This is a genomic window from Shinella sedimenti (assembly GCF_022601905.1).
Classification (GTDB): Bacteria; Pseudomonadota; Alphaproteobacteria; order Rhizobiales; family Rhizobiaceae; genus Shinella; species Shinella sedimenti.
The window spans coordinates 42,558-66,225 of the sequence record NZ_JAKVIN010000001.1 but is presented as its reverse complement, the minus strand read 5'-3'; the positions used below and the strand labels follow the sequence as shown (position 1 = coordinate 66,225).

Genomic DNA, 23,668 nt, shown 5'->3' with positions numbered 1-23,668 from the left:
GTACAGTCCCTCGGGCGTTCTTGACTGTTGTCACGCTTCTCCGCATCTTGCCGAAATCGGCTGGAGGAAGACGGAATGTTCGTGTCGAAGTCACTGTTGCCCCTGTTTCTTGCCGCGTCGCTGGCGCCGCCGGCGCTCGCCGGACCGCTTGCCGATGCCGCGAGGAAGGCGGAGGAACAGGCCGTGGCCGGTGATCCCGTGGGGGCACACAACACCATCCGCGACGCCTTCGGCGCCTTCTCCGCCACGCTCCCCTTCACGATCGGCAAGGCTGTGTTCGTCGCCGCGCCTCCCGAGGGATACGGCATGTACGCAACGCGTCCCACGTCGGAGTTCAGATCCGGAGAAGCCTTGATTTCCTATGTTGAGCCCGTCGGCCTCACCTGGCGGGCGGTCGATGGCGGCAATCTGGAATCCCATTTCACCGTCGATCTCGAACTCCTCGATCCAAAGGGCGCCAAACTCGCCGAACAGAAGGCCTTCGGCTCCTTCGATTTCAAGGGGACCGTGCGCAACCAGGAAGTCTTCGCCAAGCTGACGCTCAATCTCAGCGGCCCGCCCGCCGGCGATTACGTGCTGCGCTACCGCTTTCGCGACACGGCGAGCGGTGCTGTCGCCATCAGCGAACAACCCTTCAAGATCGTGCAATAAGCCGGCTACCGAAGTTTTCCACAGGCTTTGAGAGAATTGTGACAAGGCCGAATCCGTGCTTTCCAGCGCATGGGCGCTGAATTATGACAGCGACATGACAACCCCAGCCATGTAAGGGGCACCCATGCTCTCGCTGTTTCGCAAACTCATGCCGCGTGAAGACCGATTCTTCGACCTCTTCGAGCGCCATTCCCGCACCGTCGTCGGCGCTGCCGAAGCGCTCCAGGCCGTCCTGGCCGGCGGCCCGGACATGGAAAAACACTGCGACCGCATCGTCGCGCTGGAAGACGAGGCGGACGCGATTACGGCCGAGGTGCTGCTTGCCGTGCGCCGCAGCTTCATCACGCCTTTCGACCGCGGCGACATCAAGGACCTGATCCAGTCGATGGATGACGCCATCGACATGATGCACAAGATGGTCAAGACCATCCGCCTCTACGAGCAGACGAGCTTCCAGCCCGGCATGCAGGAAATGGGCGCGGCCGTCGTCAAGGCCGCCCATCTCATCGCCGAAGCCATTCCTCTGCTCGACAAGGTGGGCGTGCACGCCGATCGCCTCAGCACGATTGCCCAGGAAGTGACCCGTGTCGAAGGACGCTCCGACGAACTGCACGATCAGGGCGTGAAAGAACTCTTCAAGACCTACGGCAAGACCGACCCGATGGCCTATATCATCGGCAGCGAGATCTACAGCGAACTGGAGAAGGTCGTCGACCGCTTCGAGGACGTGGCAGACGAAATCAGCGGCATCGTGATCGAGAACGTCTGATGGACGCCACCCTCGCCCTGCCGCTGCTCATCGCCCTCGTGGGCATCGCGCTGCTCTTTGACTTCCTGAACGGCCTGCACGACGCGGCGAACTCCATCGCCACCATCGTCTCCACGCGTGTTCTTCGCCCGCAATATGCCGTCATGTGGGCGGCGTTCTTCAATTTCATTGCCTTCCTGTTCTTCGGCCTGCATGTGGCCGAAACGCTCGGCAAGGGCATCATCGACCCCTCCATCGTCAGCCCGCTCGTGATCTTCTCTGCCCTTATGGGAGCGATCATCTGGAACGTGGTGACCTGGATCTTCGGCATTCCCTCGAGCTCCTCGCATGCGCTGATCGGTGGCCTGGTGGGCGCAGGCCTTGCCAAGACGGGCTTCGACGCCGTCGTCTGGAGCGGCCTGATCAAGACGGCGAGCGCCATCTTCCTGTCGCCCGCCATCGGCTTCTTCCTCGCCCTGATCCTGGTCCTCACCGTGTCCTGGATCTTCGTGCGCCAGACACCGTTTGCCGTCGATCGCACCTTTCGCGTGATGCAGTTCATCTCGGCCTCGCTCTATTCGCTCGGCCATGGCGGCAACGACGCCCAGAAGACGATGGGCATCATCGCGGTGCTTCTCTATTCGCAGGGCTATCTCGGCGGAGAATTCTACGTGCCCTTCTGGGTGGTCATCACCTGCCAGGCCGCCATGGCGCTCGGCACGCTGATGGGCGGCTGGCGCATCGTCCACACGATGGGTTCGAAGATCACCCGTCTCAACCCGATGCAGGGCTTCTGCGCGGAAACCGGCGGGGCAATAACCCTCTTTGCCGCCACCTGGCTCGGTATTCCCGTCTCGACAACGCACACCATCACGGGCGCCATCATCGGCGTCGGCGCGGCCCGTCGCGTTACGGCCGTTCGCTGGGGCCTTGCCGGCAACATTGTCTGGGCATGGATCATCACGCTGCCCTCGGCCGCGGCCATCTCGGCCCTGTTCTACCTGGTGTTCGCCGCCATTTCGGGCTGATCAAGAAACGGAAAAGCCCGGTGACAGCAACATCACCGGGCTTGCGCCGTCTCAAACGGCGACAACTGGCACCATCACGGCCGCTCGGATACCTCAGAATCCGGACTCTTCGCTCTCCAGATCGCTTCCCTCGCAGGCAGATACATTGGCGACCTTATAGGTCGTCTTGCCCACGCCAGCCGGCGGAACGGGCGTCAGCGTGACGATGACGTAGCATTCGGAGTTCTGCACCCGCCATTCGATCTGCCCGTTGTCGCGCGTGCGAACCTGCTCCAGCGTATCGAACGGTCTCTCGCCCATGGCCGACGAAACCTTGTTACTGCCAATGACCGCCTGAACCTGCTCGGCCGCATCGTAGAACCCGGAAAGTGCCGCCGATGCGGGCATTGCGAGGCCGAGCAGTACGAAAGGTGCGAAAAACGCGTATCTCATGAAGTCCTATTCCCTACCGTAAAAATGAATTGCCGCCATTGTGCACCAATCCCGCCCGACGCAAACCGCATCGGCACCGGATTACGCGGTAAAAACAAAACAATGAAAGACACCCGGCCCGGCCGGATTTCCCCGCCCCCGATCTAGCACCAGCGCCGCGCTTGTCAAACGCCAGAGAAGAGAACCTGACGCATGAAGGCACCGTCAGCGGATCTAGCGACATCGACAAGTCGAAATCCCCGGACGAACATCTGACGGTTTTAAAGAAATTCTCTGTTGAAGAGATCAAGGTGGTGAGCGCGCAGGGATTCGAACCCTGGACCTACTGATTAAAAGTCAGTTGCTCTACCGGCTGAGCTACGCGCTCCCAGGCGGTGCGAAGCGCCCCGCGGAAGTGGGCGGAACATATGCAGGAGGTTGTGCATGGTCAACCCGGAAAATGCACGGGAAAACAGCTTTTACAACGGACTGTGGATCGCCTCGCCCTCGCGGGAAGCCGCCGCGGCCGGTTGGCTCAGTGTACGGTGTATTTCATGAGGCCGAGCGACCAGTTGACGCTGCGATTCTCGACATCGCGCGTCCAGGTCTGCTTGAGCGTGCCGGCGATGTCGGCGATGGTGGTGCGCGCATCCAGTTCCTTGGTCAGGCCGTAGCCGGTCGGTGCCACGCCCGTGAGATCGACATCGTCGGCGACGACGATGGCGACCAGCACATTCTCGCTCGGGCCCTCGGCCTCGAAATCGAAGCCGTAATAATCGTCGGGAATGGTGATCGGCGTGCCGGGCGCCAATCGCGTGATCTTCTGCGCCGCTTCATTCGGAAAGATCTGGGTCGCCTTGCCGTCCGTGTCGACGTCGTAAAGGATGAGATGGCCGCCCGTGCGGCTTGTCACGGAAATGCGGAAACTGTCGCCGTTCTTGAGATGATCCGACGAAAGCGCGACCGCGATATCGCCGCTCTCGGCCTTGCCGAGGATGTCGCCGACGGCATCGACCGGGTCGGCTGCCACATACGCGGTCTGCGCCGTGTCCTCGACCTTGACCTCTTCGATTTTGCCGTAATCCGGCGTTTGCTGTTGTGTGTCGGTGGCGGAAACCGTTGTGCTTGAGGCGCTGGCGCCGAGCAGCGCATAGTTCACCTCGAGCTGCGGATCGAGGCCCTGGCACTGGCTTTGCGCCGCGCAATAGGCCTGTGACTGCTTCTTGACGTATTCGAGCAGTTCCGCATTCGAGACAATGCCATTGCCGTTGCTGTCGGCGGCCGAAATCTCGTGACCGTTGACGTAGGACAGCGTGAAGACGCCGTGACGCTCTTCCGGCGGCAGGCGCGTGTCATCCCAGGCGACCTGGTAGGAGGAGGCCGCACTCCACGCTTCCACCCCGCTCTCCTTGGTGACCTCGGGCTTCACCAGGACGACATCGACGCGCAGACCGCGCGTCTTCGCCCCATCGCCCGGCTTGGCATGGGGTCGCGGCAGGAAGCGCGCGCTTTCCATGGCGTCGCCGACTTCCGTCGACAGGGACCGCGAGATGGTGCCGGAATGGCAGGCATCGATGACAATGGTGACGGCGCGGTCCTTCAGCTTGGCGAGCATGGCGTCGATCTCGTCGTCGAGGATCACGTTCGACCAGTCCCCGTCGCCGGCCACGATGTCATAGGTCGACAGCGCCTCGTCCAGACCATCCTCCTCGTCGCCGCTCACATCCTTCACCTGCAGGCCGTGGCCGGAAAAGTAGAGGTAGACGCGGTCGCCCGGCTGCGTACCATTTATGAGCCATTCGTCGATGCTGGAGAGGATGGCGGCCCGCGTCGCCTGCGCGTCACGCAGGACGCGAACGGCGTCCGCCCCGTAGCCGAGCTTTTCCTTCAGCAGTTTCTCGATGAGCGGAACATCGTTCTTCGGGCCTTCCAGGAACATCTTTTCCGGCAGGTTCGCGTAGGTGCCAATGCCGATCACCAGCGCGCGGTCCGCAGCGGCGGCGACGGCGGGCAACGACAGCGAAAGCAGAAGGGCAGCGGCATAACGGATCATCAGAGCGTTTCCCGCGTATAGAGGGGCTGGATGGCGACACTGGCCTCCTTGCCGTCGAGACGCGTGACGAGCGCCTGCAGCAGGGTTTGCGGTGTTACCTTCGGATCGGCAAGCACGGCGCCAATGGCATCGACCGGCTCCGCCGTCCAGATGGTGATCAGATGGTCTGCACCATAGGGTTTCACCACCTCGACATCCGTCAGCTTGAACTGCCCGCTTTCGGTGCCCGCCGCCTGCATGTCGAGGAACTGCACCTCGCCGGTATTGGCGAGATTGAAGACAAGCATATTGGGATAGCGGCCGGGCGGCGCGTCGAAGCGCAGGCGATCGCCGGCCGCGTAGATATCTCGGGCAGGCTTGAGCGAGACCGAGCCCGGATTCTGGCTCGCCATGGCCTTCAGAAAATCCAGCAGCACGAACTTGTCGACGACCGACTGGATGCGGTCCGCCCCGACATTCTCGCCCGCAACATCGCCATTCGGCGTGTAGAACACGCCGCTATCCACATCCCAGCGAAACGGCGTGCCGGTGCCTTCGGCATTGCTCGGCCGCTCGGCGGCTCCGGTGATCTCCAGAGCGATCTGGCCCGTCCAGCCAAGATCCTTAGCCGGCTTCATGACTTTGTGTGCCGCGCCTGTTGCAGCGCCTTCGGCCGTATCGACCGGAAGACCGCGCGTCAGCCGCACCACGACCTCGCTTTCCGAGCGCGCCACCTGCGGCATGAAATTGGGCACCTGCAGGGCTTCAGAACGGTTCTTCACGTTGCTGAAGATATAATCTTCCAGCTCGATGCGGGTGATCACGCCGTCGCCGTCCCGGTCGGCACTACCCTCCACCGCGCGTGCAAAACTCCAGCTCAAGGCGCCGCGCGGCTCGCCGTCGATGATGACCTCCGGCGTTGGCTGGCTTTCGAGCGAAGCGGCGAGCACCGTCACCTGCTTGAAGTCGATTTCCTTGACCTTCGCGCCCTCGATCGCCTCCTGCGACGGGGCTGAGAGCTTCACCGTCACCGCCGGCGCAAGGCGTGTCTTGCCTGTGATCGATCGGCTCATGCCACCGGAAAAGCAGCTGTCGGACACGAAGAGCACATGCACACCCTTGCTCTCGGCCTCACCGAACCAGGCATTCATCTCGTTGTCGACGATGATCTCGTTGAAGGTCTCGTTGGCGCGGTTGCGGTCGAAGCCGGGCAGCTGGAGAAATTCATCCAGCCCATCGGCCTCGTCGCCCGGGATGAGTTCGGGCATTTGCGCGCCGTGGCCGGCATAAGTGAAGATGATCGTATCGCCCGCGGCAGCTTTCGCTACAAGGTCCGTCCAGGCCTTGCGGATATCGTCCTTGCGCGCCTGTTCGTTCGTGAATTTGACGACATCGAACCCTGCGGACGACATCGCGCGATAGACATCCTCGGCATCACGCACCGCGCCTTCTAGGCTCACGTCGTTGGGATATTTATCGACGCCGACCACGAGCCCGTAAGTCTGCGCGGCAAGCACCGGGGCGGGAAGCGCCAAGGCAATCGAAAACGCGAGCAGGCGGTAGAGGGGTCTGTGCATCCTCATTCCACGTCCACTTCCACGCGACGGTGCAACTGGTTCAGTGTTTCCGTGTCATAGGCGCTGGCATCGTCCGGCTTGAAAGGCTCGTCCTCGCCCTTCCCGACCGTGGCGATCGTGCCGGGATAACCGGCATCGTGCAGATAGGCCTTCAGCGTCTCGGCGCGGGCGAGCGAAAGCTTGTAGTTCGCGGCCGCGGAACCGACAGGGTCCGTGTGACCTATCAGCGTGATGGCGTCCGGCTTCACCGCCTTAAGGCATTCAGCAAGATCCTTGGCCGCCTCAACGCCATCAGGCGTGAAATCCGCCGTCCCGAAGACATAACGCACGGGCGTCGATTTCTTCTTGATCTTCACGCCGCGGAAGGAGACCTTGCAGCCACCGCGCATGGCCAATTGCACCGGCCGTGGCGCGGCAAGGCGCATCTCGCTGGCCAGCTTGTCGAGCCGCAGAATGTATTGCTCGTCGGGCGCCATCCATTCCGGCGTCAGCGTCTCGTTCGATCCGTCCTCCAGCGCCATCTGATAGAAGCGGGCGGCGGCCTCGTAGTCCTTGCGCTCGCGCGCGAGATCGCCCAGCGCGTCGACCACCTGCCAGGGGCCGCCATATGCCTTCTGGAGGTTCTCCAGTTCAACCCGGTGCGCGTCGAGCCTGTCGCCGCCGGAGACCGCCGTCGAAATGCGGTTGAAGGCGGTGAGGCCGGCGATGCGGCCGACCAGCGTGCGCTCGTTGGCGCTGCAATTGGCAGTACCGGCCGTCTCCGCGATTGAATGCGCCTTCTGCGCGTCGCCGGCGTTGAATGCCTCGACAACCCCCTTGAAGGCGTCGCAGGTAGCGGCGGCCGGCGCAGCACCGGCCAGCACGAAGAATGTCGCCGCAAGGGAACGCATCAGCATTGTCGGTTCAGCCCTCATATTCTCGAATGGTCAGGCAGGGGTGCGGTCACCCCTGCCCCACTGTCACTTGATCTCGAATGTCACCATCTGGAGACCGCTCGCACCATTGTCCTGCTCGGCCTGCTTTGCAAGGTTGATTGCAAGCCCGCGGGTCAATGGCAGCTTCGACTTCGCCGCCAGCTGCTGGGCCTTTTCAGGCGTCAGCTTTTGGTCGCCCAGCCCGCCGATACGGCAGAAGGCAATCAGGGTTTCGCCGTCCGACGGCGTATCGAAGGTGAGATTGCCCGTACCCGCCTGCGGGATGAGACGGCGTTCGCCCGGATTGAGCGTGGTATTGCCGATCATCACATCCGGGATGATCTCCACCTTGCCCGTATCCTCGACATACACGACCTGCAATTCGCAGGCATGGTTGGTGGAAAGCTCGAAGCTCAGGTAATCGCCCACCTTCGCGCTTGTCGAAGCCACATGCACGGCAAGCTTCACCTTGTCGGCCTGCGCCTTGTCGTCCTGCTTGTAGGCGGGAACGGCATAGGCCGTCTGTGCCTGGTCGGTGGTCGGCTGGGTATGAGCGGTGTTGATGGCCACGGTCTCATGATTGACACCGCGCTTGAGCGGCTGGAGCTGCTGCAATGGCTCCAGCATGAGGGCGAATTGCTCCTCCACCTCGACGCGCGGGATGGTGGAGCCCGCCTCGAGCGTCGCGACCCAGTCGAGCCCGATGCGCAACGCATTGACGTCGTTGACGCGGCGGATATCGGAGGCGAACTCCTCCGGCGTCATGTCGAATTCGGCAGCCAGCTGCTCGAAATTCAGTTCGTCCTCATACTTGTCGGCGAAGTAGGTGAAGATCTCCGCCCCGCCCGGCGCCTTCAGACTGGTCTTGCCGCCGCCAGCCGTCGCTTCGGTAATGCCGAGACGGTCGAGCGCGCTGACGAAACGTTCGGTGTCGCGCTTGTACGCCTCGTTCAGCTTTTCCTGCGGCACATAGACGGCGAGCAGTTCGTCCTGCTGGTCCTTGGAGAACAGCGTGGAGGTCTGGATATGCTCGCGAAGCTGGTCGCGCTTCGACAGAATGCCGTCGAAATGGCAGTCGAAGCAGGACCGGGCATTGATGATTTCCACTCCCTTGCCGATCGGCCGCTTGCGGAAGGAGACGATGGCTGTCGGGCCGATATCGAGCTGGTCGCCCTTGTTGGTCGACAGGTAATAGCCCTGCATGCCGTTGGGCAGCGAGAAGATCATCTCGCCGCCATCGTGCTCGAAGGGCTCGAGCCCCGCCTTCAGCCGCACGCCGTCCGGCCCGGCCGGGAAGCGCTTCAGCACCTGACGGCCAACATCGCCGGCAAAGTCGTAGGACTTCCAGTAATAGCCGCCGAACGGCATGTCGTGCCGTTCCAGCATGCGGTTGTGGTCGGAAACGCCGGACGAGCCGTCCGCGAAACCGGCGCGTACGATGCGGCGGCGCTCGATATTCTGCTCGACATTCACCCCGAAGCGCTTTTCCAGCTCGATGATGTTGGTCGGCAGCTTCATCAGGCGGTTATAGACCTTCGGCCGCGCGCCGTTGCTCATGAACCAGTCGACGCGCATGATCGGCAACTGCGTCTGGGTGGCCTTGGCAAGCGCATGCAGCTGCGAATTGCTGGCCGGATCGACGCCGTAGAAATACTCGTTGATCAGGAAGTCGTAGTCGTCCTCGCTCCATTGGAGGTCGCGAAGGTCGATGCGCACAAGCAGGCCGTCAGAGCCTTCGACTTCCTCCGGAATGACAAGCTCCGGTCCGTAGGACAGCGAATTGACGAGCTTCTTGAAGCCGCCCGCCAGCACCTTCATGCGCTTGAGGAAGGTCTCGTGCGTCTCACAGCTCATCATGCCGTTATACTGGTCGCGATAGCTGAAATAGCGCATGAACGGCTGGTCGTGTTCGTCCACCTTGGAGATGTCACGTAGCGCAAGGTCCACGAAATCGAGATATTTCAGCATCGGCCGCGAGCGCTGCGTCTGGCTCGCGGAAACCGCCGTCGGAATTGAAGCCTTGTTCAGCGAGTTGATCCAGTTGGCAAGGCTCTGCACCTCCGCATCGTCGGGCCGCTTGCCGAGCGGCATGCGGCCGCTGGTAACGCTGGTGTAAAGCAGCGACTTGGATGCGTCGCCGGGCGTCACGAACGCCGGATTGGCGGCAATCGAGGCAAGGTCGCCCGAAGGGAACGAGCCCTGCGAGCTTTCACCCGGACCATGGCAGTTGCGGCAATATTTTCCGATGAACGCATCGGCAGCGGATGCGAATTCCGCACTGCCACCGCCGGCCGTCAGCGCCGTCTCGGCCGTGGCCTCGCTGCACACGGGTGTCGCACTGGTTTCCACCGGCGTCACCTTGACCTCGCGGTCCGCGAGGAAGGCATACATGGCTTGGCGGTCTTCGTCGGAAAGCGCCGAAAGCCCCTTCGCGATGTGGCGCATGACGGGGTCGGCCAGCGGCGAACCGGAGAGCTTCTTGCCCTCCTCGATCAGCCCCTTGGTAAAGACCTCATGCGAGGCAAGGCCACCCATGCGCGCCTTGGTGATATCGGGCGCAACCGCGCCGGTCAGCCCTTTCTCGCCCTCATAAGCGCGTGCAAGGTCGAGGCCGTAGGTGGCGGTGCGCGGCGTATGGCAATCGCCGCAACCGCCGACATTCTCGACGAGGTAGCGGCCACGTTCCATCTGGGTTTCCTCGCGCGACTGGTATGCCGGCACGGTGAAATGGCTGCGCTTCCACAACGTGATCGTCGTTTGCCGGCTGAACGGAAACGCGATCTCGTGCTCCTTCGAGGCCGCGTCCGATTGCGGCAGCGTCTCGATATAGGCCTTGATATCGAGCACGTCCTCCGGCTTCATGCCACCATAGGACGTGTAGGGCATGACCGGGTAGAGATTGTCCCCCTTCTTGTCGAGGCCGGCCATCACGGCATTCAGGAAGTCGGCATTCGACCAGCCGCCGATGCCGTTCGGATGCGCCGAGATGTTCGGTGCGAAGAATTTTCCGATGGCCGTCTGCATCTCCATACCGCCGGAAAGCAGCTCTATATTGTCGCCGGAGCCATGGCAGGCACCGCAGCCGGCGGCGCCGAACAGCACCTTGCCGTTCTCGACATTCGCCTGGTAGGTGCCGTAGGCATCCGGCGCGAACGGATCGATGGCGAATGCCCCGGCCGGACAGAACGCCACCATCGCCAGGCCGAGAAGCGCGCCAAGGCGCGGCATCGGGCGAAAAAGTGCCATATTGAACGCGCGCATGGCTTGTCCCTCACTTCAAAAAGCCGGCTGCCCGGCTGGAAATCTGATCTCTCCGACAATTCCGCATACAAAACCGCCGCGCAGTTTCCGCGGGAACTGCCCTAGCGAAATTCGAAACGTTCGAACTCGACGCGGCGCGGTGGCTTGCCGAGTTCCCTCAATCCCTTTTCGATAGCCAGCCGGAGCGGCGGCGGCCCGCAGAACCACAGGTCGGCTTCAGCGGGATCCATCGCCGTTCCGGACACGAGCTTTGCCGCATCGAGCCGCCCGTCGGTCGCGGAATTATGCAGGACGAAGCTGAAATTGCCGAGCTTTTCGGCCTGCGCGCGGAACGTCTCGACACCTATCGCCTCCGCACCATCGCGCACGCAGTACACCATGTGGATGTCCTGGCCCTCGTCGCCCGTCAGCCGGCTCGCCATGGCGAGGAACGGCGTCACACCAATGCCGCCGGCAAGCCAGATCTGCTTCTTGCCACCGCGTTTGTGGTTGAAATGACCGTATCCGCCCTCCAGCGTCAGCGCATCGCCAACAGCCACCGTTTCCCGCAATGCTTTCGTATAGTCGCCGAGCGGCTTGATGGCGAAGCGCACCGTGCCGTCCTCATCGATACCCGCGATGGTGAAGGGATGCGGCTCGCGCAGCCCGGCCTTGTTGACGCGGAAAAAGCCGAATTGGCCGGGCAACGCCTTCAGCTTGCTGCGGATGGGCTTTGCCGTGATGATCGTTGCGCCCTCGTGGCGCTCGACATCCACAACCTGGTATTTTCGCGTGCGAATCCAGGGCAGAAGCTGGGTATAGGCATAGCTGACGATGCCAAGCAGCGCGAAGAGGTTGAGATAGACCGCCAGCAGCGCCGTGCTGTCATAGGGGCGCTTGATGAACATCTGATGGAAGGCGACCAGCACGAACAACAAGCCGATGAACCGATGGGTGAAGCGCCAGTATTGATACGGAATCTGGAAGCGCGTCTTCGGAATGACCTTCACGATGCTGAGGACGAGCAGGAAGACGAAGCCGTAGAAGGCCCATTCGCCGGCCGTCTTGGCGAGCCTGTTGAGATCGCCCGTGAGCGAAAGCCCCTGGAAATCGGGCGCCACGAAATAGTGCACGAGGATAAGACAGAGCACCGCGATGCCGATCTTGCGGTGGAAATGATAGATGCGGTCGAGCCCGCCGAACAGCCGTTCCACCAGCGGCGGCCGCGTGGCCATGAACTGCGCGATCGCCATCGCGACGAAGGCCATCGAGGAGGCCATCAGGGACAGGGTCGTTCCGCCATTGGTATGGCTGACCGCCGGAACGGCAAGCACGCCGGCGATCACGATCAGCAGAGTCGCGACGATGGAACCCGCGGTCAATCTATCCCCCAAGATGGAACTGAACGGTCCTGAATGCCGGCATGCTTGCAAGGACGCATGACATTCGTCAACCGCAATCCTCCTATCGACGGGTGGTCACGCGGCTTTATTCGCCGCCTTTTGGCGCACAGTCCAAAAAGCTGCAAACCGTGAGAATGGGCCGAGCCAGATCGCGACGAGCCTCCACCCGTCAGTCGAATCGACAGGTAAAGGACAAATCCGCCCCGAAGCCTCTTTGTGAACGGCTCGTAATGCAGCAATCAGGCATCTGATATATCAGCGCCCTTGCTATCCGCTTTGCGACATGCCACCAAGTGATATATCAACGGAGTATCCGCATGACGGTATCAGCGGCCTCGCAGGCCCACCTCGCCTATCTCGCCCTCGAGGGTCTGATCGTCACCCTGAAGCTGAAACCCGGGGCGCTCGTGACCGAAAAGCAGCTGATCGAGCTTTCGGGTCACGGCCGCACGCCGGTGCGCGAGGCGATCCAGAAGCTGGAATGGCAGGGGCTTATCGTGGTGCGGCCGCGCGCCGGCCTGCAGATCGCGGCAATCCGTCCGGATGATCACGCCGACGTCATGACCACGCGCCGCCAGCTGGAGCCGCTGGCTGCCGCACTGGTCGCCCGCCATGCCAGCGACGCGCAACGCGAACGGCTGGTCGCCTGCGCACAGGCCATGACCGCCTGTTCTATCAACTCGGATATCGAAGGCTTCCTCGCCGCCGACAAGACCTTCGACGAGATCCTGGAGGAGGCCTGCCCCAACCGGTTCCTTATTGCCGCCCTCGCCTCGCTGCAAACCCATGCACGACGCCTGTGGTTCACCCGCGCCGATAGCCGCCGCATGGATCGCTCCGTCGACCTGCATGTTAAGGTCATCCGCGCCATCCGCAACGGCGATCCCGCCGCCGCATCGGCCGCAATGGCGGACCTATTGGAAGAACTGTCCGGCTGAAACGAAAACGGCGGCCCGAAGGCCGCCGCTTTGTGAAATGGATCGCCGTCGTTCAGTCGACGAAGGCGCGCTCGATGACGAACTCGGCGGGCTTGCTGTTGGCGCCCTCCGTGAGGCCGGCCTGCTCAAGCAGCGCCTTGGTCTCCTTGAGCATCGCCGAAGAGCCGCAGATCATGCCGCGGTCGACGGCCGGATCGAAGCGCGGCAATCCGAGATCGGCAAACATCTTGCCGTTGGAGATGAGGTCCGTGATACGGCCCTTGAACGGAAAGTCCTCACGGGTCACGGTCGCGTAATGGCGCAGCTTGTCGCCAACGACTTCGGCAAGAAATTCGTGATTGCGGATTTCCTCGACCAGATCGAAACCGTATTTCAGTTCAGCCACTTCGCGGCATGTATGAGTCAGGATGACCTCGTCAAACTTCTCATAGGTTTCCGGGTCGCGGATGAGGCTTGCGAAAGGCGCAATGCCCGTGCCGGTCGAGAACATGTAAAGCCGCTTGCCGGGCGTCAGTGCGTCGAGAACGAGCGTGCCGGTCGGCTTCTTGCGCATCAGTACAGTATCGCCCGGCTTGATCTGCTGGAGATGCGAGGTCAGCGGCCCATCCGGCACCTTGATCGAGAAGAATTCCAGCTCCTCGTCCCAGGACGGGCTTGCGATCGAATAGGCGCGGTAGATCGGCTTGTCACCGACCATGAGGCCGATCATGGCGAACTCGCCCGAACGGAAGCGGAAGCTTTCGGGGCGCGTCATGCGGAAGCGGAACAGGTGATCCGTATAATGCTGCACGCTCGTCACCGTCTCGGCGAAAACGCCGGCGGGAATGGTTGCCACAAAGTCTTCGGTCTTGGCCGGTGCGTTCATGTCTGGATCGGTCCTGTCTGCGTCGGAAAATCTTGACGATAGGCAGATATTACATGTTGAGCAGCAAAGGAAGGTATTCCGTTCCAATGCGCCGAATGGCCGCGCAATAGTTTGCCGGCCACTCGATATCGCCTGCGCCCTGCCAAGCGTCCTTGATCTGGCTCAAGTCTACCACAGGATTGCGGCCGTGGCCGGTCGCTGTGATCAACCGGCCGGGAAATCAGGCCCGGCGGCGCCAGCTATACGAGCCAGCATCCTGGGAAGGACGGGCAGTCGGCTGGTAGTGGTTTTCGATGCCGGGAAGACGGTTTTCGGATAGGCGCTTCAGCGCCGTCTCGTTGCTGACGGCAAAGCTGTCGATGCCACAGCGCAGCATCAGCGGAATCTGGTCAATCAGCACATCGCCGACAGCGCGGATCTCGCCGGCATAGGTGAGCCGCGAGCGCAACAGCGAGGCGTGGCTGAAGGCGCGGCCGTCGTTGAACGCCGGAAATGCCACCGCCACCAGCGCAATGCGGTCCAGATGCCCCTCCAGCCTGCGGACGTCGTCCGCCGGGCTGATCAGCACGCCGAGGCCGGTCTCATCGCCCTCGGCGACCTTCGCCAGAAAGTCGTCGAGCCCGAGGATCGCCTTTTCGTTCGAGCCCGCCTTGGCGTCCTCGGTTTCGATTACCCAGGGATCATCGGTCACAAAACCGGCTTCGTTCCAGATTTTCGTCATGACCGTTCTCCTCAGGCCGCCGCCGCCGTCTTGTCGCCGTACAGCGCATCCTTGAAGGGCTGCGGTCCGACGCGACGGTAGGCATCGAGGAAGATTTCAGACGGGTCAAGGCGCAGGCCGAGATAGGTGTTGACGATCACCTCCACGGCATCCGTCACCTTTTCCGGCTCGAAGCCGCGCCCGATGATTTCACCGATCGAGGTGTTCTCGTCGCCCGATCCACCGAGCGTGATCTGGTAAAGTTCCTCGCCCTTCTTCTCCACGCCCAGAAGACCGATATGGCCGACATGGTGGTGGCCGCAGGCATTGATGCAGCCGGAAATCTTGATCTTCAGCTCACCGATTTCCGCCTGCCGCTCAGGCGAGCCGAAACGGGTCGACAGTTCCTGCGCGACCGGGATCGAACGCGCATTGGCCAGCGCGCAGTAGTCGAGCCCGGGACAGGCGATGATGTCGGTGATCAGGCCGGCATTGGCCGTCGCCAGACCCGCAGCGACCAGACCCCGGTAGACCGGCTCCAGGTCGGCCAGCGCGACATGCGGCAGGATGAGGTTCTGCTCGTGGCTGACGCGGATTTCGTCGAAGGCATATTCCTCGGCGATATCGGCGACGGCCTCCATCTGCGTGTCGGTCGCGTCACCCGGAATGCCGCCGATCGGCTTCAGCGAGATCGTCACCATGCCGTAATCGGGGTGCTTGTGCGGCTGTACGTTGTTCTGCACCCAGCGCGCAAATTCCGGGTCCGCCTTCTTCCACTGCGCGAGGTTCGCCCAGCCTTCGGCACGGGAGCCAAGCTCCGGCGGCGCGAAATAGGCGGAAATCGCAGCAACATCGCGCTCGGGCAGCTTCAGCTCGGTGTCGCGCAGATCCGCGAACTCGGCCTCCACCTGACGCGAAAGCTCCTCCACGCCGGTCTCGTGCACGAGAATTTTGATGCGTGCCTTGTATTTGTTGTCGCGGCGGCCGTGGAGGTTGTACACGCGCATGATCGCGGTCGTGTAGGACAAGAGGTCCTGTTCCGGCAGGAAATCGCGGATCTTCTTGGCGATCATCGGCGTACGGCCCTGCCCGCCGCCGACATAGACGGCAAAGCCGACCTCACCCTTCTCGTTCTTCTTCAGGTGCAGGCCGATGTCGTGCACCTGGATGGCGGCGCGGTCGCGTTCTGCTCCCGTCACGGCAATCTTGAACTTGCGGGGCAGGAAGGAGAACTCCGGGTGTACGGATGACCACTGGCGCAGGATTTCCGCGTAAGGCCGGGGATCGGCGACCTCGTCGGCGGCCGCCCCTGCGAAATGGTCGGCCGTGACATTGCGAATGCAGTTGCCCGACGTCTGGAGCGCATGCATCTCGACGGTCGCGAGATCGGCCAGCGCATCCGGCAGTTCCGAGAGTTTCGGCCAGTTGTACTGGATGTTCTGGCGCGTGGTGAAATGACCATAGCCACGATCGTACTTGCGCGCGACATAGGCCAGCTTGCGCATCTGGCGGCCGTTCAGCGTGCCATAGGGAATGGCGACGCGCAGCATATAGGCGTGCAGCTGCAGATAGACGCCGTTCATCAGGCGCAGCGGCTTGAAGGCATCCTCGGCCAGTTCACCGGACAGGCGGCGCGCGACCTGATCGCGGAACTGCTCCACACGGTCGGAAACAAAGGCGTGGTCGAACTCGTCGTAGCGATACATTGAAACGTCCTCAGGCGGCCGGTGCGGCCGTCGCAGTCAGGCCGGAATAACCGGCGGCATAGGCAATGGATGGTCCTTCGGCACGGATGCGCTCGCGCATGCGCAAAGGCCGCAGCACGCCGTCGATTTCTTCAACGTCTACGACGTTTACGTCAACCACCTTGTTATCGGCGAAGGCCTGCTTGCCGGTGGCTTCAAGCGCGTCGATGGCCTCCTTGTGGCGCGCCACGAAGGCGTCCTGGAGATGTTCGTTCCAGTTGCCGGCGGCATCGAGCCAGACGGAAATGCCGTCGGAAAGGCGGTTGGCTGTCAGAACCTTGTCGGCCATGTCATGCTCCCAGTGCAGCTGTCGTGCGAACCGGCTCGCGCACGAGCGGCTCGGAATGTTCGAAATTGGCGCCGGCAACGGCATCGCCGATAATCACCATGACCGGGCCGGAAAGCTCGTCACGGTGCTCCAGGCCCGGCAAATCCTTGAGCGTTCCGTGCAGCAGACGCTTGTTGCGCCGGCTGGCATTTTCCACCACGGCGACGGTGGTCTCGGCGGGCAGGCCGGCCTCCATCAGCCGTGCGGCAACGGAAGCTGCGACCGTGCGGCCCATATAGACGGCAACGGTGGCGCCCGAAATCGCCAGACGCGCCCAATCCGGCAGAACCGATCCCGTCAGGTCGTGGCCCGTCGTGAAGACGAGCGAGGAGGCAACGCCACGCAGCGTCAGCGGCAGCTCGAAATCGGCCGCCGCGGCAAAGGCGGAGGTGATGCCCGGCACGATCTCATACGTCACGCCGGCCTGCCGGAGTGCTGCCATTTCTTCGCCGGCACGGCCGTAGACAAGCGGATCGCCGGATTTCAGCCGCACGACACGCTTGCCGGCCTTGCCGAGTTCCACAAGCAGATCGTTGATCTCTTCCTGCGATTTGGAGTGGCAGCCCTTGCGCTTACCGACGGACAGACGCTCGGCATCGCGGCGCCCCATATCGACGATCGCCTGTGGCACCAGCGCATCGAAAACGATGACATCGGCTTCCATCATCACGCGCTGCGCACGCAGCGTCAGCAGGTCTTCCGCGCCCGGACCGGCGCCGACGAGCCAGACATGACCCGCTGCCCTGCCCTGTGAATTCAAAAGCGTGTTGGCCGTGCGGCGCGCCAGTTCGATATCCCCGTTGTTGACGGCATCGGCAACCGCACCCTGGAAGAACCGCCGCCAGAAGACGCGGCGCGTCACACCGCGCGGCAGAATGCGATCGACGGCCTCACGGTAGCTGCTGGCAAGGCTCGCGAGACGCCCCAGCGAGGGCGAAAGGATCTGATCGACCTGGGCGCGGATCATCTGCGCCAGCACCGGGCCTGCGCCTTCGGTGCCGATCGCCACCGCCAGGGGCGCGCGATTGACGAGCGCCGGCGTGAAGAAATCGCAATAATCCGGCTGATCCACCGCATTGACGGGGATGTGAAGCGCGCGGGCGGCGGTGGAAATGGCGCGATCCGCGGCGCCGTCGCCGGTCGCGGCAAAAACCAGGGTTGCGCCTTCGATGAGCGCACTGGAGAAGGGTACGCGGATCAGGACAAGCCCCTTCTCCTCGATGAAACGGGAAAAATCGGCTTCCGGCGCTTCGGCGACAACAACGATGCGGGCATCTGTATTGAACAGCAGGCGGGCCTTGGCGAAGGCCTCGTTGCCCTCACCCACGACAACGACGGTCCTGCCGCTGACGCGGAAGAACGCGGGAAATGTCGAAAGCTTGCTCTGCGCCTCAGTCATGATCCGATCCGGTTGGAGTGTGCGCACTATCGCCAAAAATCGCCAGGAACAAAAGAAACATAAATTCCAATGCCCAAGGCGGGGCGTATTGTTTTGCTCTGCACCCTCGCATTTTGAGCATAAGTCACCGGCTGCCCTTGCCTGCCCGCCGCCGCGCCCGCTAAGGATGGCCATCAAGTCAAAGGGAATTCCCACATGGACCAGGCCACCCTTGCCAAGCGGCTTCTCGACGTCATCCAGTCCGATATCCTGCCCCTGACAAAAGCCGGCGTCGCCGCCGGCAACAAGGTCTTCGGCGCGGCGATCCTGCGCAAGTCCGACCTGTCGCTCGTGCTTGCCGAAACCAACAACGAGACTGAAAATCCGCTGTGGCACGGTGAGGTGCATACGCTGAAGCGCCTCTATGAGCGCGTGGAGAAGCCCGACACCAGGGACTATGTTTTCCTGTCGACGCATGAGCCCTGCTCCATGTGCCTGTCGGCCATCACCTGGGCGGGCTTCGACAATTTCTACTATTTCTTCAGCCATGAGGATTCGCGCGACAGCTTCGCCATTCCGCACGATCTGCGCATCCTCAAGGAAGTCTTCCGGCTGGAGCCGGGCGGCTATGCGAAGACGAACGCCTTCTGGCGCTCGGCCGCCATCGCCGATCTCATCGCAACCGCCGATGACGAGGCAAAGGCGGCGCTGAAGGCACAGGATGCCGAAATCCGCGCGGCCTATGACGCGCTTTCCGCAAGCTATCAATCCGGCAAGGCCGGCAATGCCATCCCGTTGAATTGAGACCCGCCATGCAGCCGAGCCGCGACATAGACCGCCTGATCGAGATCATGCAGGCCCTGCGCCAGCCGGAAACTGGCTGCCCCTGGGATATCGTCCAGAGCTTCGAGACCATCAAGCCCTATACAATCGAGGAAGCCTACGAAGTCGCCGACGCGATCGAGCGCAACGACATGGACGACCTCTGCGACGAGCTGGGCGACCTCCTGCTCCAGGTCGTCTTCCATGCGCGGATCGCCGAGGAACGCGGCTCTTTCGATTTCGGCAACGTTGTTGAGGCCGTCACCCGCAAGATGATCCGCCGTCACCCGCATGTCTTCGAGCGCTCGGATGCGCAGACCCCGGAAGCCGTCAAGCTGCAATGGGATGCGATCAAGCAGGCGGAGAAGCGTGAGCGCAAGGAGCGCCGCGCCCTTCGCGGATTGCCCGACGACCCGCTGCGCGGCCATCTCGGTTCCGTGCAGCGCTCCTTCCCGGCCCTCGTCGAGGCGCTGAAGCTCCAGGAGCGCGCCGCCAAGGTCGGCTTCGACTGGTCGGAACCGGCCCCGATCCTCGACAAGATCGAGGAAGAAATCGGTGAACTGCGCTCAGCCCTCGCCTCCGGTGAGCAGAAAGCCGTCGTTGACGAACTCGGCGACCTGATTTTCGCGCTGGTCAATATCGGCCGCCATGTCGGCGCTGATCCCGAAATGGCGCTGCGCGGCACGAACACGAAGTTCCGCAACCGCTTTTCCCATATCGAGGACAGCCTGGCTGCCAATGGTGAAAACCTGGAGGATGCGACATTGGAGCGAATGGAAGCGCTCTGGCAGGCGGCCAAGCAGATCGAGCGAAGCCTCAAGTAACGCAACGTCAATAGAATGACGCTGCGTTATCGTTCCCAGTCCTCGCGCGCCGGCTTGCTGCCGATGCCGAGGCGTCGGTCGAGTTCGGCGGCTTCGGTCTCCGTCAGCCGCAGTTCCAGCCGCACATTTCCGTCTTCCAGGTCCTCGCGCGCATCGACGATCGAGTGATCGTAGATCCACGGCAGAAGCTGCAGCTGCATCACGGGTACGATCACGTCGCGGTGGACCAGGACGCCGGAAAGCCGGCGGTTGATCTCGTCAAGCAGAGCGTCCACCCCATCGCCGGAAATGGCGGATACGGCGATGACGTTCGGCTGTGTGGTGGCCTTGTGCACCAACGCTTCCCGCGCCTCGGGCTCAAGCCGGTCGATCTTGCTCCAGACCTCGAGGATGCGCTCGGCGCCGTCCTTCTCATCGATGCCGAGATCGGCAAGGATACGCAGAACGTCGGAGGATTGCGCGCCATTGTCCGGATCGGACATATCGCGCACATGCAGAATGAGATCGGCTTCCAGCACCTCTTCCAGCGTCGCCCGGAAGGCCGCCACGAGATGCGTCGGCAGGTCGGAGATGAAGCCCACCGTGTCGGAAAGAATGACGGTGCGGCCCTGCGGCAGCTTCATGCGGCGCAGCGTCGGGTCGAGCGTCGCAAACAGCATGTCCTCGGCCAGAACGCCTGCGCCGGTAATGCGGTTGAACAGCGTAGACTTGCCGGCATTGGTATAGCCGACGAGCGCAACGATGGGATGCGGCACCTTCTTGCGCTTCGAGCGGTGCAGCTGGCGGGTGCGGCGCACCTGCTCCAGTTCGCGCTCCAGCTTGACGATCTTGTCCTGAAGAAGCCGGCGGTCGGCCTCGATCTGTGTTTCACCGGGACCGCCCATGAAGCCCGCGCCACCGCGCTGGCGCTCAAGGTGCGTCCAGCTGCGCACGAGACGGCCGCGCTGGTAGTTGAGATGCGCCAGCTCGACCTGCAGCGTACCTTCCTTGGTGGAGGCGCGGCGGCCGAAAATTTCGAGGATCAGGCCCGTGCGGTCGATGACCTTGGCGTTCCATTCCTTCTCGAGATTGCGCTGCTGGACCGGTGTCAGCGGATGGTCGACGATGACAAGACCGGCATTGTGCTCGTCGAGCGCCGCCTTGATCTCCTCGATCTTGCCTGTGCCAAGCAGCGTGCCCGGCTTCGGCTGGGCGACCGGCACGAGGGCCGAATGCACGATGGTCAGGTCGATGGCGCGCGCAAGGCCGACGGCCTCTTCCAGCCGCGCTTCGTCGGACCGCGTGATAACGGTCGGATCGGCTTTCCCGCGCGTCTTCAGGACCGGTGCGATGACCACGGCGCGCATGTCGTCCCGGTGCTTTTCAACGTCCGGGACGAGGGAATCCTTGGAAATATCGGATTTGCTAATCTTCGTTGGTCCTGTCAGGAGCCGTTTTCCTCGGTCTCGAACATCTGCAGCGGCTGGCCGGGCATGATAGTCGAGATCGCGTGCTTGTACACGAGCTGCGAATGACCGTCGCGACGGAGCAGGACGCAGAAATTGTCGAAGGAGGTGACAACTCCGGTCAGCTTGACCCCGTTAATGAGAAAGATCGTCAAAGAAATCTTTTGCTTGCGAACGGTATTGAGAAAAAGATCCTGCAGGTTCTGAGAACGTTCCGCCATCGCGCCGCTTCTTTCTGATTGCCGGCCCTTGAGACCGGTTGACTGATAATAAAATGTCCCCGTGGCCGGGAATGAATTTCCGGACCGCCGAGTTTGGTATCAAATCGCGGTCTTCTCCGCAACGTCGAAAAAGGCGTCGCGAATTTTCTGCGCGACGATCCCGGGATGGCCGTTGGCGATCGTCCGGCCGTCGATGGAAACGATCGGAAGGCAGATCGTCGTGGCGCCGGTAATGAAAACCTCACGCGCCTCCAGCATCTCGGCGACGGAGAAGCGGCGTTCCTCGACCGGCAGCCCGAGCGTGCCCGCCACATCGATCAGCGTGGTGCGGGTAATGCCGCGCAAAATGCCGCGATCGGCCGGCCGCGTGACGAGCGTGCCCGCCTTGTCGACGATCCAGAGATTCGTGGCGGCCCCCTCCGTCACATTGCCCTCGGCATCGACGAAGATCGCCTCATACCCGCCCGCCTCTTTCGCCTGCTGGCGCGCCAGCACGTTCGGCAGCAGGCCGACGGTCTTGATGTCGACCCTGCCCCAGCGATTGTCCGGCACTGTGAAGGCACTGACGCCCGCCGCATGTTTTGCTGCAATCGTCGCCGGGTTGAGCGACTTGGCCGTCACGATGAGCGAAGCACGCACGTCGGGCGACGGAAAGACATGGTCGCGGCGTGCCACTCCGCGCGAAACCTGCACATAGACCAAGCCGTTCACCACGCGGTTGCGCCTGAGCACTTCGCGCATGATGCCAACGAGGGCCGCGCGCGGCATCGGCGGATGGATGCGGATCTCGGAGAGCGAGCGGTCGAGCCGGTCCAGGTGCCGGGTCATGTCCACCAGAAAGCCCTTTGTGACCTGGCAGACCTCGTAGACCGCATCGCCGAACATCAGGCCGCGATCCTCGATATGCACCGTCGCATCGGCGTGCCGCACGTAGCGACCGTTCACATAGGCAAAGCGAAGCATGGGCGTTCCTGTTCCGGCGCGAGCGGGAAACGTTCCGTGCGCCTGCGGCTGTCTAGAAATACTGGATACTGACGCGGAAGAGCTGTTCGACGTGGCGCACCGACGCGGCCGCCGCAAACAGAACGACCCGGTCCTTGGCCTTGATCTTGGTGTTGCCGTCCGGCCGGATGACCGTGCCTTCGCGGTAGATGGCGCCGATGCGAATGCCCGCCGGCAGCTCGATTTCGCGCAGCGGCTTCCCGACGAGCATTGAGGTCTCCAGCGCCTCCGCCTCGATGACCTCGGCTGCGCCCTTCTGCACGGCATAGACCGAGCGGATGCGCCCCTTGCGGACATGCTGGAGAATACCGGAGATCGTGACCGCGCGCGGATTGATATGCGAGTCGATGCCGAGCGTCTTGGTAAAGTCCTCGTAGCTTGGATCGTTGATCAGCACGAGGTTCTGCTTGCAGCCGAGGCGCTTGGCCATCACACTGCCGAGAATGTTGATCTGGTCGTTGTTGGTGAGCGCCACAATAAGGTCTGCGTCCTGAATATCGGCCTGGAGCAGCATCTTCTGGTCAAGCGCCGAGCCATGCAGGACGACCGCGCTGCGCAGCTTGTCGGCCACGGCCACGGCCCGCTCGCGGTCGCTTTCGATGATCTTCAGCCGGGTCTTAGGCTGATAATCCTCGATGGCGCGGGCGACGAAATAGCCGATATTGCCCCCGCCGGCGATGACGATGCGTGCCGCCTCCTGCTCCTCATGGCCGAACAGGGCAAGCGTGCGCCGCACATGCCCCTTGTCGCACACGACATAGGCAAGATCGCCCGAATGCAGCTGATCGGACGAGTTCGGCACGACCAGCTTTCCATTGGAGACAATGCCCGTCACCGTGGCGCTCAGGTCGGGAAACAGCTCGCTCAGCTGCTTCAGCGGCGTCTCGACGACGGGGCAGTCCTCCATGCACTCGATGGCGACCATGACGATTCGGTCGTCGGCGAAGCGCACGACATCGGTCGCACCGGGAAACGAGATGCGCCGCAGCACCATCTTGCCCACCTCCACCTCCGGCGAGATGGTCACGTCGATGGGCATGTTCTCGCGTGAGAAGAGGTCGGAATACTCCGGCGCAAGATAGCTCTGAGAGCGGATGCGGGCGATCTTGGTCGGCACGTTGAACAGCGAATGCGCCACCTGGCAGGCGACCATGTTGATTTCGTCGTACAGCGTGACGGCGATGATCATGTCGGCCTGGTCGGCGCCGGCCTTGGCCAGCACCTCCGGATGCGCGCCGTGTCCCACGACACCGCTGACATCGAGCGTCTCGGTGATGGCGGAGATCAGCGAAGCCTTGTTGTCGATGACCGAGACATCGTTGCCCTCCTGCGAGAGGCGTTCCGCGATACCGTAGCCGACGCGTCCGGCGCCGCAGATGATGACCTTCATGCCCTG

At 62.6% G+C, this 23,668-nt stretch carries 21 protein-coding genes and 1 tRNA gene; 6 read left to right on the top strand and 16 right to left on the bottom strand.

Annotated features, from left to right (window positions below; genetic code table 11):
* Positions 1-75: 75 nt before the first annotated feature.
* The 3 genes from MKI86_RS00305 to MKI86_RS00295 all read left to right on the top strand — a co-directional run bounded on the left by MKI86_RS00305 (position 76) and on the right by MKI86_RS00295 (position 2,427).
* Positions 76-651 carry a hypothetical protein gene (locus MKI86_RS00305; RefSeq protein ID WP_241595638.1) on the top strand — a complete coding sequence of 192 codons (576 nt, stop codon included), beginning with the start codon at positions 76-78 and terminating at the stop codon, positions 649-651.
* A 124-nt stretch (positions 652-775) separates the two neighbouring features.
* Positions 776-1,420 carry a DUF47 domain-containing protein gene (locus MKI86_RS00300; RefSeq protein WP_241595635.1) on the top strand — a complete coding sequence of 215 codons (645 nt, stop codon included), beginning with the start codon at positions 776-778 and terminating at the stop codon, positions 1,418-1,420.
* Positions 1,420-2,427 carry an inorganic phosphate transporter gene (locus MKI86_RS00295; RefSeq protein WP_134651877.1) on the top strand — a complete coding sequence of 336 codons (1,008 nt, stop codon included), beginning with the start codon at positions 1,420-1,422 and terminating at the stop codon, positions 2,425-2,427. The genes MKI86_RS00300 and MKI86_RS00295 overlap by 1 nt, the downstream gene beginning before the upstream one ends.
* Before the next feature lie 93 nt (positions 2,428-2,520).
* Here MKI86_RS00295 and MKI86_RS00290 read toward each other — a convergent pair whose 3' ends face one another.
* From MKI86_RS00290 to MKI86_RS00260, 7 genes are all read right to left on the bottom strand, one after another.
* A complete protein-coding gene (locus MKI86_RS00290) occupies positions 2,521-2,859 on the bottom strand; it encodes a hypothetical protein (RefSeq protein WP_241595633.1) in 339 nt (112 codons plus the stop codon).
* A gap of 291 nt (positions 2,860-3,150) precedes the next feature.
* Positions 3,151-3,226, bottom strand: a tRNA-Lys gene (locus tag MKI86_RS00285).
* A 147-nt stretch (positions 3,227-3,373) separates the two neighbouring features.
* On the bottom strand, positions 3,374-4,891 hold the full coding sequence (locus tag MKI86_RS00280; RefSeq protein ID WP_241595630.1) for a caspase family protein: 1,518 nt from the start codon (positions 4,889-4,891) through the stop codon (positions 3,374-3,376).
* Positions 4,891-6,447, bottom strand: a complete 1,557-nt coding sequence (locus MKI86_RS00275) for a caspase family protein (protein WP_241595627.1) — start codon at positions 6,445-6,447, stop codon at positions 4,891-4,893. The genes MKI86_RS00280 and MKI86_RS00275 overlap by 1 nt, the downstream gene beginning before the upstream one ends.
* 2 nt (positions 6,448-6,449) lie before the next feature.
* Positions 6,450-7,343, bottom strand: coding sequence for an OmpA family protein (locus MKI86_RS00270; RefSeq protein ID WP_241595625.1), 894 nt, complete (start codon positions 7,341-7,343; stop codon positions 6,450-6,452).
* Between the two features lie 63 nt (positions 7,344-7,406).
* Positions 7,407-10,622 carry a c-type cytochrome gene (locus MKI86_RS00265; RefSeq protein ID WP_241595621.1) on the bottom strand — a complete coding sequence of 1,072 codons (3,216 nt, stop codon included), beginning with the start codon at positions 10,620-10,622 and terminating at the stop codon, positions 7,407-7,409.
* Positions 10,623-10,723: 101 nt separating this feature from the next.
* Positions 10,724-11,983 (bottom strand): ferredoxin reductase family protein, encoded by a 1,260-nt coding sequence (locus tag MKI86_RS00260; RefSeq protein WP_241595618.1) that lies wholly within the window; start codon positions 11,981-11,983, stop codon positions 10,724-10,726.
* 338 nt (positions 11,984-12,321) lie between these two features.
* Between MKI86_RS00260 and MKI86_RS00255 the strand changes: the two genes are divergently transcribed.
* The gene (locus tag MKI86_RS00255; protein WP_241595615.1) at positions 12,322-12,942 is read left to right on the top strand and encodes a GntR family transcriptional regulator; all 621 of its coding nucleotides are present in this window, start codon (positions 12,322-12,324) and stop codon (positions 12,940-12,942) included.
* Positions 12,943-12,994: 52 nt separating this feature from the next.
* Here MKI86_RS00255 and MKI86_RS00250 read toward each other — a convergent pair whose 3' ends face one another.
* The 5 genes from MKI86_RS00250 to cysG form a co-directional block, all read right to left on the bottom strand.
* Positions 12,995-13,807, bottom strand: a complete 813-nt coding sequence (locus tag MKI86_RS00250; RefSeq protein WP_241595613.1) for a ferredoxin--NADP reductase — start codon at positions 13,805-13,807, stop codon at positions 12,995-12,997.
* Between the two features lie 220 nt (positions 13,808-14,027).
* A complete protein-coding gene (locus tag MKI86_RS00245; protein ID WP_241595610.1) occupies positions 14,028-14,528 on the bottom strand; it encodes a DUF934 domain-containing protein in 501 nt (166 codons plus the stop codon).
* A gap of 11 nt (positions 14,529-14,539) precedes the next feature.
* Complete coding sequence (locus MKI86_RS00240; protein WP_241595606.1) at positions 14,540-16,213, bottom strand: nitrite/sulfite reductase; 1,674 nt, start codon at positions 16,211-16,213, stop codon at positions 14,540-14,542.
* Between the two features lie 10 nt (positions 16,214-16,223).
* A complete protein-coding gene (locus tag MKI86_RS00235; protein WP_241595603.1) occupies positions 16,224-16,541 on the bottom strand; it encodes a DUF2849 domain-containing protein in 318 nt (105 codons plus the stop codon).
* Between the two features lies 1 nt (position 16,542).
* Entirely contained in the window at positions 16,543-17,979 is a 1,437-nt protein-coding gene (gene cysG / locus MKI86_RS00230) for a siroheme synthase CysG (RefSeq protein ID WP_241595600.1), read from the bottom strand.
* Positions 17,980-18,174: 195 nt separating this feature from the next.
* Here cysG and MKI86_RS00225 point away from each other — a divergent pair, with 195 nt between their 5' ends.
* Both MKI86_RS00225 and mazG read left to right on the top strand, forming a co-directional pair.
* A complete protein-coding gene (locus MKI86_RS00225) occupies positions 18,175-18,762 on the top strand; it encodes a nucleoside deaminase (RefSeq protein ID WP_241595597.1) in 588 nt (195 codons plus the stop codon).
* An 8-nt stretch (positions 18,763-18,770) separates the two neighbouring features.
* Complete coding sequence (mazG, locus tag MKI86_RS00220) at positions 18,771-19,604, top strand: nucleoside triphosphate pyrophosphohydrolase (protein WP_241595594.1); 834 nt, start codon at positions 18,771-18,773, stop codon at positions 19,602-19,604.
* Between the two features lie 26 nt (positions 19,605-19,630).
* On the opposite strand, the gene hflX is transcribed toward mazG, so the two are convergent.
* From hflX to trkA, 4 genes are all read right to left on the bottom strand, one after another.
* Positions 19,631-20,950 (bottom strand): GTPase HflX, encoded by a 1,320-nt coding sequence (gene hflX, locus MKI86_RS00215; RefSeq protein ID WP_241595592.1) that lies wholly within the window; start codon positions 20,948-20,950, stop codon positions 19,631-19,633.
* A 77-nt stretch (positions 20,951-21,027) separates the two neighbouring features.
* Positions 21,028-21,270 (bottom strand): RNA chaperone Hfq, encoded by a 243-nt coding sequence (gene hfq / locus MKI86_RS00210; RefSeq protein ID WP_134652126.1) that lies wholly within the window; start codon positions 21,268-21,270, stop codon positions 21,028-21,030.
* Between the two features lie 99 nt (positions 21,271-21,369).
* Positions 21,370-22,233, bottom strand: a complete 864-nt coding sequence (locus MKI86_RS00205; RefSeq protein ID WP_241595589.1) for a D-amino-acid transaminase — start codon at positions 22,231-22,233, stop codon at positions 21,370-21,372.
* Between the two features lie 52 nt (positions 22,234-22,285).
* A complete protein-coding gene (trkA, locus tag MKI86_RS00200; RefSeq protein WP_241595586.1) occupies positions 22,286-23,662 on the bottom strand; it encodes a Trk system potassium transporter TrkA in 1,377 nt (458 codons plus the stop codon).
* Between the last annotated feature and the right edge of the window lie 6 nt (positions 23,663-23,668).